At 65.3% G+C, this 13,622-nt stretch carries 12 protein-coding genes; 6 read left to right on the forward strand and 6 right to left on the reverse strand.

What is annotated here, in order from left to right; genetic code table 11:
- Positions 1–33 precede the first annotated feature (33 nt).
- Both NKH38_RS09645 and NKH38_RS09650 read right to left on the reverse strand, forming a co-directional pair.
- Positions 34–972, reverse strand: a complete 939-nt coding sequence (locus tag NKH38_RS09645; protein ID WP_023703849.1) for a CHAD domain-containing protein — start codon at positions 970–972, stop codon at positions 34–36.
- Between the two features lie 85 nt (positions 973–1,057).
- Positions 1,058–1,555 carry a CYTH domain-containing protein gene (locus NKH38_RS09650; protein WP_023681278.1) on the reverse strand — a complete coding sequence of 166 codons (498 nt, stop codon included), beginning with the start codon at positions 1,553–1,555 and terminating at the stop codon, positions 1,058–1,060.
- A gap of 92 nt (positions 1,556–1,647) precedes the next feature.
- Here NKH38_RS09650 and NKH38_RS09655 point away from each other — a divergent pair, with 92 nt between their 5' ends.
- The 4 genes from NKH38_RS09655 to NKH38_RS09670 are packed head-to-tail and all read left to right on the forward strand — an operon-like array spanning position 1,648 to position 5,352.
- A complete protein-coding gene (locus tag NKH38_RS09655; RefSeq protein ID WP_023703848.1) occupies positions 1,648–2,352 on the forward strand; it encodes a CerR family C-terminal domain-containing protein in 705 nt (234 codons plus the stop codon).
- A complete protein-coding gene (locus NKH38_RS09660; RefSeq protein ID WP_023703847.1) occupies positions 2,349–3,302 on the forward strand; it encodes an HlyD family secretion protein in 954 nt (317 codons plus the stop codon). The genes NKH38_RS09655 and NKH38_RS09660 overlap by 4 nt, the downstream gene beginning before the upstream one ends.
- A complete protein-coding gene (locus NKH38_RS09665; RefSeq protein WP_023703846.1) occupies positions 3,299–4,219 on the forward strand; it encodes an ABC transporter ATP-binding protein in 921 nt (306 codons plus the stop codon). The genes NKH38_RS09660 and NKH38_RS09665 overlap by 4 nt, the downstream gene beginning before the upstream one ends.
- Positions 4,216–5,352 carry an ABC transporter permease gene (locus tag NKH38_RS09670; protein WP_352759641.1) on the forward strand — a complete coding sequence of 379 codons (1,137 nt, stop codon included), beginning with the start codon at positions 4,216–4,218 and terminating at the stop codon, positions 5,350–5,352. The genes NKH38_RS09665 and NKH38_RS09670 overlap by 4 nt, the downstream gene beginning before the upstream one ends.
- A gap of 4 nt (positions 5,353–5,356) precedes the next feature.
- On the opposite strand, the gene NKH38_RS09675 is transcribed toward NKH38_RS09670, so the two are convergent.
- Genes NKH38_RS09675 through NKH38_RS09685 form a run of 3 tightly spaced genes read right to left on the reverse strand, consistent with a single transcriptional unit; the run spans position 5,357 to position 7,340 of the window.
- Positions 5,357–5,956, reverse strand: a complete 600-nt coding sequence (locus tag NKH38_RS09675) for a DNA-3-methyladenine glycosylase (protein ID WP_352759639.1) — start codon at positions 5,954–5,956, stop codon at positions 5,357–5,359.
- 17 nt (positions 5,957–5,973) lie between these two features.
- The gene (locus tag NKH38_RS09680) at positions 5,974–6,354 is read right to left on the reverse strand and encodes a nuclear transport factor 2 family protein (protein WP_352759636.1); all 381 of its coding nucleotides are present in this window, start codon (positions 6,352–6,354) and stop codon (positions 5,974–5,976) included.
- Positions 6,355–6,362: 8 nt separating this feature from the next.
- The gene (locus tag NKH38_RS09685; RefSeq protein ID WP_023681285.1) at positions 6,363–7,340 is read right to left on the reverse strand and encodes a threonine ammonia-lyase; all 978 of its coding nucleotides are present in this window, start codon (positions 7,338–7,340) and stop codon (positions 6,363–6,365) included.
- 195 nt (positions 7,341–7,535) lie between these two features.
- Here NKH38_RS09685 and NKH38_RS09690 point away from each other — a divergent pair, with 195 nt between their 5' ends.
- Both NKH38_RS09690 and NKH38_RS09695 read left to right on the forward strand, forming a co-directional pair.
- The gene (locus tag NKH38_RS09690) at positions 7,536–9,557 is read left to right on the forward strand and encodes a hydantoinase/oxoprolinase N-terminal domain-containing protein (protein WP_023696059.1); all 2,022 of its coding nucleotides are present in this window, start codon (positions 7,536–7,538) and stop codon (positions 9,555–9,557) included.
- A gap of 123 nt (positions 9,558–9,680) precedes the next feature.
- On the forward strand, positions 9,681–11,852 hold the full coding sequence (locus NKH38_RS09695) for a malate synthase G (RefSeq protein ID WP_352759623.1): 2,172 nt from the start codon (positions 9,681–9,683) through the stop codon (positions 11,850–11,852).
- Between the two features lie 205 nt (positions 11,853–12,057).
- Here NKH38_RS09695 and NKH38_RS09700 read toward each other — a convergent pair whose 3' ends face one another.
- Complete coding sequence (locus NKH38_RS09700; protein ID WP_352759616.1) at positions 12,058–13,590, reverse strand: YifB family Mg chelatase-like AAA ATPase; 1,533 nt, start codon at positions 13,588–13,590, stop codon at positions 12,058–12,060.
- Between the last annotated feature and the right edge of the window lie 32 nt (positions 13,591–13,622).

The following is a 13,622-nucleotide window of genomic DNA, read 5'->3' on the forward strand; positions in this document are numbered from 1 at the left end:
GTGACTAGCACGAGGTGACGTCCTCGGCCATGATCAACCGACCGGGACCTCTTTCGACAATACCGGGCCGGCGAGGTCGTCGCGCACATTGCGCGCGAGTTTCTTTGTCGAGCGCTTGGGGCTGTCGCCGAACAGCTCGGCCGCTCCGGCGAGGCAGCTCTTCTTCAGGCTTTTTTCCGAGCGCTTCAAAAGCTTGCCAAGAAGCCTTGTGTCCTGCGCATCGCCGAGCGGCTCACCGTCGGCCTCGAGCAACACGCGCATGACGAAGACGTCGTGCAGTTCGCCGAGCCTTTCGCCCAGTTCGTCGACCGCCTTGCGCCGCACCTTGATCGGCGTCGGCCACAGCCGGCCGAGCAGCGACAAATGCATCGAGTGGGTCTTGGCAGCCTTGCGCAGATCGTGGAAATCCTCTGCTTCGCCGCGCGATCCCGCCCGGTCCAGCGCCTTCCTGGCACGGCGCAAGGTCTTGCGAGCGCCTTCCGCAAGCACATCGGCTGCATGCTCAGGCAGATCGGGGAGCAGCAGCCGCTCTATCCTGATGAGGCCTTCCTCGCAGGCGGCGGTGGCCGCGCCTATGGCGGCGTCGAGGCCGGCGCCGGCATGCATTTCATGCTGGCGGGCAATCAGCCGGTCGCGCACGCTGTCGAGGCCGCCGCCGGCAACCTGCTCGGGAAAGGCGGCTGCCAGCCGGTCGACGGTCTCGACCAGCGCGGTCGCCTCGCGCGGCCCGGCAAGCAGCGCCGCCACCTGACGGTAGCATTGGTTCTCAGTCCGACAGAATGTTTCATTTCCGGAACGGACCAGCCGCAGCAAGGCGCGCGCGCTCTTCAGCCGCTTGCGGCATTTGTGCAATGCCTGCTCCGGCTGGTCGCGCGCGACGGCCAGATGGGCAAGCGCCTTGCCGATCTCCTCGCCAAGGATACGCCTGACCTCGCCGGTCAGCGGCAGGCGCGGATCGATGCGAAAGCTCATGCGGCGATCTCCGGAATCCCCCTAGAGCATGATGCCGAAAAGTGTGAAGCGGTTTTCGGACGACATCATGCTCCATCTCTTTTGATTAGAGCCGGATTCCGATTTTAGGTCGACCCGACCTAAAATCATCCGGCTCTAGGGCGAGCGACGCGTTGTAAAATCTCTGCTCGCCGGTCACTTCGCGGCCGAGCCAATCGGGCAGCATTTCGTCAGGTACATCCTCCGGCGTCTCCAGTTCGGCCACCACAAGGCCGGCTAGGATCCCGCCGAAAACATCGACTTCGTAGAGATAGCCGCGATGCCTAACATGGTGGCGTGTCTTCTCGATGACATGTCCGATGGCGAAGGCCAGCATCTCCTCGGCATCAGTCAGAGGAATTTCATATTCGTATTCGTCGCGCTCGCGGATCTTGCTGCCGAATTTAAGCGTCAGCTTCGCCGAACTGCCGTCGCTGATGCGCACGCGCACGGTGCGGCCAGGTGCTGCGGCAAGATAGAACTGGCGAATGCGTATATTCGCCTCGGCCATTTCTAGCCATTCGGCGCTGGAGACCAGGAACTTGCGTTCGACTTCCTTGCCCATGGCCGCGCACTAAAGCGTCTGCGGCTCGACATGGCAAGCGGCCGTAGATAATCAATTTGACTTTAATCAATCGATTGATTAAACAGGCCGACATGATCAAATCCGCGCCCGACAAAATGCCCCGCCAGGAGACATCGCCCGCCGAGCAGACGCGCGCCGCACTGGTGCTGGCCGCGCTCAAACTGTTCGGGCGGCAGGGCTTCGACGGCACCTCGACGCGCGAGATCGCGGCGGAGGCGAAGGCCAACATCGGCTCCATCGCCTATCATTTCGGCGGCAAGGAAGGGCTCCGCGGGGCCGCCGCCGACCACATCGTCGAGACCATCCAGGCGGTTGCCGGCCAGGCGCTCGGCGGCATGCAGCTGCAAGGTCAAGCCAGTTCAGAGACGGCGCGGGCGCAGCTCTCGACCGCATTGGAGCGGATGGTAGGATTTATCGTCGCCCGGCCGGAAGCTGGCGATATCGTACAATTTGTACTTAGGGAATTGACGCATCCGACGGCCGCCCTCGACCGCATCTATGACGGGGTGTTCGAACCGACGCATCGCCGCCTCTGCCAGATCTGGGAACAGGCGACGGGCGAGCCGGCCGAAAGCGAGGCCACCAAGCTCGTGGTCTTCACGCTGATCGGCCAGGTCATCTATTTCCGCATCGGCCGCGAAGCAGTGATGCGTCGTATGGGCTGGCGCGAGATCGGTAACACCGAAGCCGCCAAGGTGGTGGCGGCGGTCACAAGCAATCTTGGCGCCATACTGGCGGCCCGAAATCCGGTCGCCCGCAAGGAGGGCAAGCGATGAGTTTTCTCTGTTCCCTGCCGCTCGCGGCCCAGCTGTTCGGCGCCTGCGCGCCGGCAGCGCCGCTTGCCGTCGGCTATGTCGAGGGCGACTATGTCTTGCTGGCGCCGATCGAAGTGGCGCAGGTCGAGACCGTCGCGGTCAAGCGCGGCGACCGTGTTGTATCAGGCACGCCGGTGGTGACTCTCGAAAGCGCCGACGCAAAAATCGCCGTCGCCCAGGCAGGGGCCGCGCTCGCCCAGGCGCAGGCGCAGCTTGCCGACCTGCAGATCGGCAAGCGGCCGGAGGAGATCGCGGTGCTGAAGGCCGAGGTCGACATGGCCAAGGCCCAGGCCACGGATGCCAAGCGCAAATACGACCGCGCCGCCGACCTGTTCAAGCGTGGCGCCGGCACGCAGGCCGACTACGACACCGCCGCCGCGACGCTGGAGACCGCCAATGCGCAGGTCGGCCAGGCGCAGGCCAACCTTGCCGTCGGCGGTCTGCCTGCGCGTCCCGAAACGATCAAGGCGGCAGACAATCAGGTCAAACAGGCGCAGTCGGCGTTGAAGCAGTCTGAGTGGCGGCTGTCGAAGCGCGTGCTGGCGGCACCCTCGCCCGGCCGCATCAATGACGTCATCCGCAATCCCGGCGACACCGCCGGTCCGACCGCGCCTGTCATTTCGATGTTGCCGGACGGTGCGGTAAAGCTCAGCGTCTATGTCCCGGAAAGTGCGTTCTCGTCGATCAAGGTCGGCACGCTGCTTGTCGTCCATTGCGACGGCTGCGGGCCGGAGGTGAAGGCGCGCGTCAGCTATGTCTCGCCCGACCCGGAATTCACCCCGCCGGTGATCTACTCGCTCGAGAACCGGCAGAAGCTGGTCTACCTCGTCGAGGCGCGGCCTGAGGGCAAGGCGCAAGCGCTGCAGCCGGGACAGATCGTCGATGTCGAGCTGGCGGCCTCCGCAAAATGAACGCCATCGACGTTCATGGCCTGGTCAAGCGCTTCGGCGACAAGACTGTCGTCGACCATGTGACGATGACGGTGGCCGAGGGCGAGATCGTCGGCTTTCTCGGGCCCAACGGGTCCGGCAAGACGACGACCATCCGCATCATGTGCGGCCTGCTGACGCCCGACGAGGGCGAAGGTACGGTGCTGGGTTTCAACATCCGCACCGAGTCGCTCCGCATCAAGCGCGAAGTCGGCTACATGACGCAGAAATTCTCGTTCTACGAGGATTTGACGATCGGCGAGAATCTCGAATTCGTGGCGCGGCTCTACCGGCTGAAGCCGGTCGAGGAGCATGTGTCGAAAACGCTGGAAGAGCTTGGCCTGACGAGCCGCCGCAACCAGCTCGCCGGCACGCTGTCGGGCGGCTGGAAGCAGCGGCTGGCACTGGCCGCCTGCATCATGCACAAGCCGAAGCTGCTGCTGCTCGACGAGCCGACCGCCGGCGTCGATCCGAAGGCGCGGCGCGAATTCTGGGACGAGATCCACCGGCTGGCGAGCGGCGGTCTGACCGTGCTGGTGTCCACCCACTACATGGACGAAGCCGAGCGCTGCCACCGAATCAGCTACATCTCCTACGGCAAGATGCTGGCCACCGGCACGGTGGATGAGGTGGTGAAGAACGCCGGGTTGACCACTTTCGTGCTGCAGGGGCCGCACCTCGATCAGGTCGCCGATGCACTGAAGGGGCGGCCGGGCGTCGACCAGGTGGCGCCGTTCGGCGCCACGCTGCATGTCGTCGGCTCCGACAAGGCAAAGCTCGAAAAGGCGCTTGCCGATGTCGAGAAGGAGCACAAGGGCGTCAGCGTAAAACCCGGCGAGACCAGCCTCGAGGATGTGTTCATCCAGTTCATGTCCGGCTCGAAGGACAATATGGCATGAACAGCGTCTTCTCCTTCGCCAGGCTCGGTGCGCTGCTGGTCAAGGAATTCATCCAGATGCGGCGCGACCGCATCACCTTCGCCATGATGCTGGGCGTGCCGCTTTTACAGCTGGTGCTGTTCGGCTACGCCATCAACAACGATCCCAAAAGCCTGCCTGCCGCACTGGTGGCGACCAGCAACGACCCCTACACCCGCGCCATTGTCGCGGCCCTGCAGACGACCGGCTACTACCGCTTCGACCATGTTGCGCAAAGTGCCGAGGCTGCCGAATTCCTGATGGCGCGCGGCGATGTCGCCTTCGTCGTCACCGTCCCGGCCGATTTCGGCCGCCGGGTGGAGCGCGGCGACAACCCGCAGATCCTGATCGAGGCCGACGCCACCGACCCGGCCGCCGCCAGCGGCGCCATCTCGACGCTGAGCAAAGTGGCCAGCCAGGCGCTGCTTCGGGCGCAAGGCATGCAGGAGGCGGCGACTGAGACCGCCAGGGGCCAGCTCGATGTGGTGGTGCACCAGCGCTACAATCCCGAAGGCATCTCGCAATACAACATCGTCCCCGGCCTGCTCGGCGTCATCCTGCAGATGACCCTGGTGATGATGACATCGATCGCGCTGACGCGCGAGACGGAGCGCGGCACGATGGAAAACCTGCTCGCCATGCCGTCCAGTCCGTTCGAGATCATGCTGGGCAAGGTGCTGCCCTATCTGGTGGTCGGCGGCGTCCAGGTGGTGGTGGTGCTGGCGGCGTCGAAGCTTCTGTTCGCCATTCCTTTCACCGGCTCGATGTCGCTGCTGCTTACCGCCGTGCTGGTGTTCGTGCTGGCGCTGGTGCTGCTTGGCTACACCATCTCGACCATCGCCCGCACGCAGATGCAGGCGCTGCAGCTGACCTTCTTCTTCTTCCTGCCGTCGATCCTTTTGTCCGGCTTCATGTTCCCCTATCGCGGCATGCCGGGCTGGGCGCAGACCTTCGGCGAGATTTTTCCGCTGACGCATTTTCTGCGCATCACCCGCGCGGTGATGCTGAAGGGCGCCGAACTGCCGGCGGTTGCGGGCGAGATCGCCTGGCTGGTCGGGTTCGTGGCCTTGTTTGCCGGCGTCGCATTGGTGCGGTTCAGGCGCACGCTCGACTGAGCGTTCAGGAATTGAGCGATGGCGGACCGCTGACGAACGGACTGCCCCTGACATAGAACCGCAGCGGGCGGTCCGCATCCTTCGTGATGCCGGTGCGGATGCCTTGGCCGATGTCGCCGGGCTCGTGCTCGTCGGCTGCCAGCCATAGCGGGCCTTGGCGGCACAGATCGAGGCCGTCCAGCGAACGGTCGATCCGCAATGCCTGGGCGAGCCGCCCCGGCCCGCGCGCCAGGTCGCGCAGGCGCTCCACGCCCCGGTTCAGCCGCATGATGGCGATGCCTTCGAGCGGCTCCAGCGCCCGGATCAGCACGCCGGTGCCGGTGCCCGGCCCCTCGCTCGAGACATTGAGCATCCAGGAGACCCCATAGGCGAGGTAGACGTAGGCGTGTCCGGGCCCGAGGAACAGCGAACGGTTGCGCGGCGTCATGCCGCGATAGCCGTGCCCGGCGGCGTCGCCGGTGACATAGGCCTCGGTCTCGACGATACGGCCGCTGACGATGCCTTCCGGCAGCTCCCGCACCACGAGCTTGCCGATGAGATAGCGGGCGAGATCGGCCGTATCATCAGGCAGTTCGGCACGATCGAGCGGATGGTGGCCGGTCATGCTACCGCCGCCGTGTTTCAAGGTATCCGTTCGACCCATTGCGCGCGCGACTGCCCCGGCTCGAACGGATCGCCGAAATACTGTGTCTCGCGAACCACCTTGCCATCGACCGACTCCATGATGCTCACCGTATAGGACGGAATCCCGTCATAGGTCAGGACATATTCGGTGATCCAGAGGTCGCCTGACCCGGTGATCCGCCGCACGGCAAAGCGCTTCCGGTTGGGCTGCGTGGCGCGCGACGACTGGATGTTGTGCCGTCCGCTGATGCGCTCGCCTGATTGCGGATAATCGAGCACCGCGTCCTCGCGATAGATCTGATGCTCCGTCTCGAGATCATTGGCATCGGAGGCAGCCCAATGGCGATCGAGAGCCGCCCTTATCTCAGCGTCTGCCATATCGGTTCTCAGCCCGCGGCCATGATCTCGGCATAGGTGGTGAAATCGACATTGCCGCCTGACAGCACGACGGCGACGCATTTGCCCGACAGTTCGATCTCGCCTGACGAGAGCGCCGCCAGCGCCACGCAGCCGCCGGGTTCGACCACCAGCTTGAGATGGGCCATGGCGTCGCGCACCGCCTGTGCGGCCGCCTTGTCGGAGACGGCGATGGCGCCGGCGAGGTTCTTGCGGTTGATCTCGAAGGTGATGGCACCGGGCTCTGCGGTGAGGATGGCATCGCAGATCGAACTGTGGCCGGGCTCGTTGGAAACCCTTTTTCCTTCGATCAGCGAGCGGCGGGTGTCGTCGAAATGCTCGGGCTCAACGGCCCAGACTGCTGTGGCCGGCGAGGCATCCTTGACGGCGATCGAAATGCCGCTCGTCAGGCCGCCGCCTCCACAGGGAATGACGACCGCATCGAGGCTGACGCCGAGCGCTTTTGCCTGGCGCATCAGTTCGAGACCGATCGTGCCCTGGCCGGCGATGATGGCCGGATCGTCGAAAGGAGGCACCAGCGCCATGCCCTTGTCCATGTAGGGTCGCACCACCGTCATGCGGTCGTCGCGAAAGCGGTCGAACGGCACCACTTCGGCCCCCATCTTGCGGACATTGGCGATCTTCATCGCCGGCGCGTCGGCCGGCATGGCAATGACCGCCTTGACGCCGAACATGGCAGCCGCCGCGGCGACGCCCTGAGCATGGTTGCCGGAGGAGAAGGCGACGACGCCGCGGCTGCGCTCTTCTTCGCTCAGCGAAGACAGTTTGTTGTAGGCGCCGCGGAACTTGAACGAGCCGGTGCGCTGCAGCGTCTCCGGCTTGAACAGGATGCGGCCGCCGAAGCGTTTGTTGAGTTCCAGCGATTCGATCAAGGTCGTTTCGGCGATCAGGCCGGAGAGCCGCGCGGCGGCGGCATGGATGTCGGCGATGCCGGGAAGCGTGGTCATGGCGAAGTCCTGAAAGGGATGAGATCGGCGCATGGTGCACGCAAAGGCAGGCCACGCACCAATGAAAAAATGTGACCGTTACAAAGTTTGGCGGGCATGAGCGGCGACGAGGGTCAAACTGGCCCACCTCTCCCGCCTTTATCCGCCGGGCCGTATCGGCTAAGGGCGGGGGAGCAGAATCCCGGACCGCCAGACATGACCGCCAAGCCAAAACCCCTGTTCCTCGGTATCGACACCGGTGGCACCTATACCGATGCCGTGCTGTGGTCGGAACAAGGCGGGCCAAAAGGCAAGGTGCTGGCCAAGGCCAAGGCGCTGACCACGCGGCACGATCTTGCCGTCGGCATTTCCGGCGCGGTCGATGCGGTGCTGGGAAAATCGGCCACCGATCCGGCCGCGATCAAACTCGTGTCGATGTCGACGACGCTCGCCACCAATGCGCTGGTCGAGGGCCAGGGTGGGCGTGTGGCGCTCATCATGATCGGCTTTACCGGGGCCGACCTTGCGCGCGACGGGCTGAAGACGGCGCTCGGCACCGATCCGGTGGTGTTTTGTCCGGGCGGCCATGACGTGCACGGCAATGCGGCCAAGCTCGATCTGTCGGGGCTGGAAGCAGCACTCCCTGAACTCGGCGCCTCGGTGTCGGGCTTTGCCGTCTGCGCCTATTTCGCCACCCGCAACCCGGCGCATGAACTCGCCGCGCGCGACCTCATCCGCGAAAAGACCGGCCTCCCGGTGACCGCCAGCCATGAATTGTCGGCCAAGCTCGGCGGTCCGCGTCGCGCGCTCACCACCTTGCTCAACGCCAGGCTGATCTCGATGATCGACCGGCTGGTGGCGGCAACCGAAGGATTTTTGGAAGCCCGCAACATCGCAGCGCCCTTGATGGTGGTGCGCGGCGATGGCGCGCTGGTTTCGGCGGCGTTTGCCCGCCAGCGGCCGATCGAGACCATCCTCTCCGGCCCGGCCGCCAGCCTGGTCGGCGCCCGCCACATGACGGGCCTGGACAACGCCATGGTGTCGGACATTGGCGGCACCACCACCGATGTCGCCGTGCTCGACGGCGGCCGTCCTCGGCTCGATCCCGAAGGCGCCACCGTCGGCGGCTTCCGCACCATGGTCGAGGCGGTCGCCATGCGCACTTTCGGCCTCGGCGGCGATTCCGAAGTGGCACTGGAAGATGGCGCGCTCAACCCGAAAATCCTGCTCGGGCCGCGCCGCCTGGTGCCGCTGGCGCTGGCCGGCATGATGCATGGTGTTTCCGTGACATCGGAGCTCGAGCGCCAGCTCAGGGCGCCCAACCCCGGCCGCATGGACGGCCGCTTTGCGCTGCGCACGGGCGTGCCGGACAGGCTCGCCGCCGGCCTGACCGCGCCCGAGGCGAAACTGTATGAACTCATTGGTGCCGTGCCGCTCGCCATCGACAGGCTGCTCACCTCGAACGCCCAGAACGCCACGCTGAACCGGCTGGTCTCGCGCGGTCTTGTGCATATCTCGGGCTTCACCCCTTCGGACGCCGCGCATGTGCTCGGCAAGCAGGCCAACTGGGACCCGCTTGCGGCCCGGCTCGGCGCCGAACTGTTTGCCCGCAAGCGCGACGGCCGCGGCCAGTACATCGCGCCGTCTCCGGAGGTGATTTCCGAACGCGTGCTGCTGACGCTGACGCGCTGGTCGGCCGAATACATTCTGGAGACCGCCTTTGCTGAAGACGGGCTGGATGGCGCCGCCACCGTCGCGCATGCGCTGGTGCAGCGCGCCGTCGATTCCCATCCCGGCATCGCAAGGCTCAGCGTCGCGCTCGATCGTCCGGTCATCGGCCTCGGCGCCTCGGCGCCGCTGCACTATGCCGGCTTGGCCGAGCTGGTCGGTAATGAGTGCGTTGTGCCGGAGGATACCGACGTCGCCAACGCACTCGGCGCCGTCGTCGGCCAGGTCCGCGTCTCGGCCGAAGCCCGCGTCAGCCAGCCTAAGGAAGGTTTGTTTCGTTTGGCGTCGGGGCAAACGGTGCGCGACTTCACGGACGAGGCCGAGGCGATCGCGGCAGCGGAGGCTGATGTGCGGGCGATCGTAGCCGCGCGCGCGAAGGATGCCGGCACGGATAATGCCGAGATCGACGTTTCGACCGAGTTCAAGGTGTCTACGGTTGAGGCCCAACGGATGTTTATCGAAGCGCATGTGGTGGCGGTTGCATCGGGTCGGCCGAGGATTGCGGTTTAGGTGATCTCCCCCACGAGGGGAGAGATCAGCAGCTTCAAATTCCCCGCCTTCACCCTAAGCTGAATTGACCCTTCACCCCTGACATGCCAAAGGCCGCAAAGCCTTTCATCTGGAGAAGCCCTGATGACCGATCGCGTCGAGATCGCCGGATTGCGGATTGCCCGCGAACTGCATGACTTTGTCGGCGAAGCGCTGCCGGGTACCGGCATTGCCGCCGACGCCTTCTGGAACGGCTTTTCGGCTATCGTCCATGATCTCGCGCCGAAGAACCGGGCGTTGTTGGCCAAACGCGACGCCATGCAGGAACGGATCGACGCCTGGCACCGCGCCAATGGCGCGCCCATCGATATGGAGATCTACAAAAGCTTCTTGCGTGAGATCGGCTATCTCGTGCCCGAAGGGCCGGCCTTTTCCGTGTCGACCGACAATGTCGACCCCGAGATCGCCACCGTTGCCGGGCCGCAGCTGGTGGTGCCGGTGATGAATGCGCGTTATGCGATCAACGCCGCCAATGCCCGCTGGGGCTCGCTCTACGATGCGCTCTACGGCACCGACGCCATTGCCGAGACCGGTGGCGCCGAGAAGGGTAAAAGCTTCAACCCCGTGCGCGGCGCCAAGGTGGTTGCCTGGGCGAAGAGTTTTCTGGACGAGTCCGTGCCGCTCACCTCGGGCAAATGGGCCGGCGTGAACGGGCTGACGGTTTCGGGTGGCACCTTGCGGCTCGGCGCCGGCGCCGGCGGCACCACACTGGCCAACCCGAAACAATTTGCCGGCTACCGCGGCGACGGCGCCAACCCGGAAGCCATCCTGCTGGTCCAGAACGGCCTGCACATCGAGATCCTCATCGACCGCACCAACCAGATCGGCCGCACCGACCCGGCCGGCATTGCCGACGTGATCCTGGAATCGGCGCTGACCACCATCCAGGACTGCGAGGATTCGGTCGCGGCGGTGGATGCCGAGGACAAGGTCATCGTCTACCGCAACTGGCTCGGCCTGATGAAGGGCGATCTGGCGGAGGAAATCAGCAAGGGCGGCAAAACCTTCACGCGCAAGCTCAATCCGGACCGCGCCTGGACCGCGCCCAGTGGTGGCGCGCTGAGCTTGCCTGGCCGCTCGCTGATGCTGGTGCGAAACGTCGGTCACCTCATGACCAATCCGGCCATCCTCGACCGCGATGGCAACGAGGTGCCGGAAGGCATCTTGGATGCGGCGATGACGGCGCTGATCGCGCTGCACGATGTCGGCGCCAACGGGCGTCGGATGAATTCCCGCGCGGGCTCAATGTATGTGGTGAAGCCGAAGATGCATGGGCCGGAGGAAGTCGCCTTCGCAGTCGAGATTTTCGACCGCGTCGAAGCGCTGCTCGGTATGGCGGCAAACACCATCAAGATGGGCATCATGGACGAGGAGCGGCGCACCACCATCAACCTCAAGGAGGCGATCCGCGCCGCCAAGGAACGCGTCGTGTTCATCAACACCGGCTTCCTCGACCGCACCGGCGACGAGATCCACACCTCGATGGAAGCCGGGCCGATGATCCGCAAGGGCGACATGAAGCAGGCCGCCTGGATCTCCGCCTATGAGGCGTGGAATGTCGACACCGGGCTGGAATGCGGTCTGGCCGGCCACGCCCAGATCGGCAAGGGCATGTGGGCGATGCCGGATCTGATGGCGGCGATGCTGGAACAGAAGATCGCGCATCCCAAGGCCGGCGCCAACACCGCCTGGGTGCCGTCGCCGACGGCGGCGACGTTGCACGCCACGCACTATCACAAGGTCGATGTCCATGCCGTCCAGGCGGCGCTCAAGAGCCGGCCGAAGGCGAAGCTCGATGATATATTGTCGGTGCCGGTGGCGGTGCGGCCGAACTGGACCCCCGACGAGATCCAGCGCGAGCTCGACAACAATGCGCAAGGCATTCTCGGCTATGTCGTGCGCTGGATCGACCAGGGCGTCGGCTGCTCGAAAGTGCCCGACATCAACGATGTCGGCCTGATGGAAGACCGCGCCACGCTGCGCATCTCCTCGCAGCACATCGCCAACTGGCTGCACCACAAGGTTTGCTCCGAAATTCAGGTGATGGATTCGCTGCGGCGCATGGCAGCGATCGTCGACCTCCAAAATGTCGGCGACCCGCTCTACCGCCCGATGGCCACCGATTTCGACAATTCCATCGCCTTCCACGCCGCCTGCGACCTGGTGTTTAGAGGCCGCGAACAGCCGAATGGCTATACGGAACCGGTGCTGCACGCACGGCGGCTGGAGCTGAAGGCGAAAGAGCGGGCGAATTAGCGCCTGCGTTTCCCTCCCCCTTGAGGGGAGGGTGGCCCGAAGGGCCGGGTGGGGTCCTGCGTGAAGTGCAGCGACTCCCTTCGGACGACACTACAAGCAATGTAATTGCAGAGGCCCTTTCTCGGCTCGGCTCCAAAAAGATCGACCATTCTTCGGCGACCCCCACCCTGCCGCTTCGGGGCCACCTTCCCCTCAAGGAGGAGCGTTACGCCGCCTGCGCTACCCGCTCCGACATCATGCGGTAGGAAATCGCCTCGGCCAGGTGAATTCGGCCGACGGTTTCGCTGGCGTCGAGGTCAGCCAGTGTGCGCGCCACTTTGAGCACGCGGTGATAGGCGCGCGCAGAAAAGCCGAGTTTCTCGCTGGCGTCTTTCAGCAGCGACAGGCCTGCTGCGTCCGGCGCGGCGATGTCCTCGATAACAGAAGGCGAGCAATGGGCGTTGGTGGTGGCGCTGGTAACGCCCAGCCGCTCGAAACGTTCGCGCTGGATGGTGCGGGCGCGCGCCACGCGCTGGGCGACGGCTGCACTTTTCTCCGCTCGGTCGGGCCGGATCAGGTCGGCGGCCGAGACCGCCGGTACCTCGATCCTGAGGTCGATGCGGTCGAGCAACGGGCCTGAGATGCGCGCCTGGTAATCGGTGCGGCAGCGTTCGCCGCGCAGGCAGCGATAGCCGGGCTCGCCGGCCATGCCGCAACGGCACGGGTTCATCGCCGCCACCAGCTGGATGCGCGCTGGATAGGTGACGCGGTGGTTGGGGCGCGCGATCATGCAGTCGCCGGTCTCCAGCGGTTGGCGCAGCGCATCCAAGGTCTGCGGCGTGAATTCGGGAAACTCGTCGAGGAACAGGACGCCGTTATGGGCAAGCGATACTTCGCCCGGCCGCGCCCTGATGCCGCCGCCGACCATTGCCGCCATCGAAGCCGAATGGTGCGGGGCGCGGAACGGCCGCCGGTCGGTGAGCTTGCCTTCGCCGAGCTCGCCGGCCACCGAGGCGATCATCGAGACTTCAAGAAGTTCCTTGGGCGCCAGTGGCGGCAGAATTGAAGGCAGCCTCTGCGCCAGCATCGATTTTCCCGAGCCGGGAGGCCCTACCATCAAGAGATTGTGGCCGCCGGCCGCCGCCACTTCCAGCGCCCGCTTGGCGCTTTCCTGGCCCTTGATGTCTGAGAGGTCGGGCAGGTCGCGCGCCGAGACATGAATGCCGGGCTCGGGTCGCGACAGCACCTGCGTGCCGCGAAAATGATTGGCGATGGCAATCAGGCTGCGCGGCGCCAATATGTCGAAATCCTTTCCCGCCCAGGCCGCTTCCGGCCCGCAGCCGAACGGGCAAATCAGGCCTTTGCCCTCGGCATTGGCGCCGATCGCCGCCGGCAGGGCGCCTGCAACCGCGGCAATGGTTCCGTCGAGCGACAATTCGCCGAGCACGACATAGGAGGCCAGCATGTCGCCCGGAATGGCGCCGAGTGCTGCCATCAGGCCGAGCGCGATCGGCAGGTCGTAATGGCTGCCTTCCTTGGGCAGATCGGCTGGAGCGAGGTTGACCGTCACCTTCTTCGACGGCATCGACAGGCCGGATGCATGGAGCGCCGCCTGCACGCGTTCGCGGCTTTCGGCCACCGCCTTGTCGGCCAGGCCGACGATCTGCATGCCGACCTTGCCCGGCGCGATCATCACCTGGACATCGACCGGCACGGCCTCGATGCCCTGGAAAGCAACCGTGCGAACCCGCGCCACCATTTGCCCTGCCCCCGGAAACCGGCTTCGCCTCG

Origin of the sequence: Mesorhizobium sp. M1078 (assembly GCF_040318615.1) — a bacterium.
GTDB lineage: Bacteria > Pseudomonadota > Alphaproteobacteria > Rhizobiales > Rhizobiaceae > Mesorhizobium.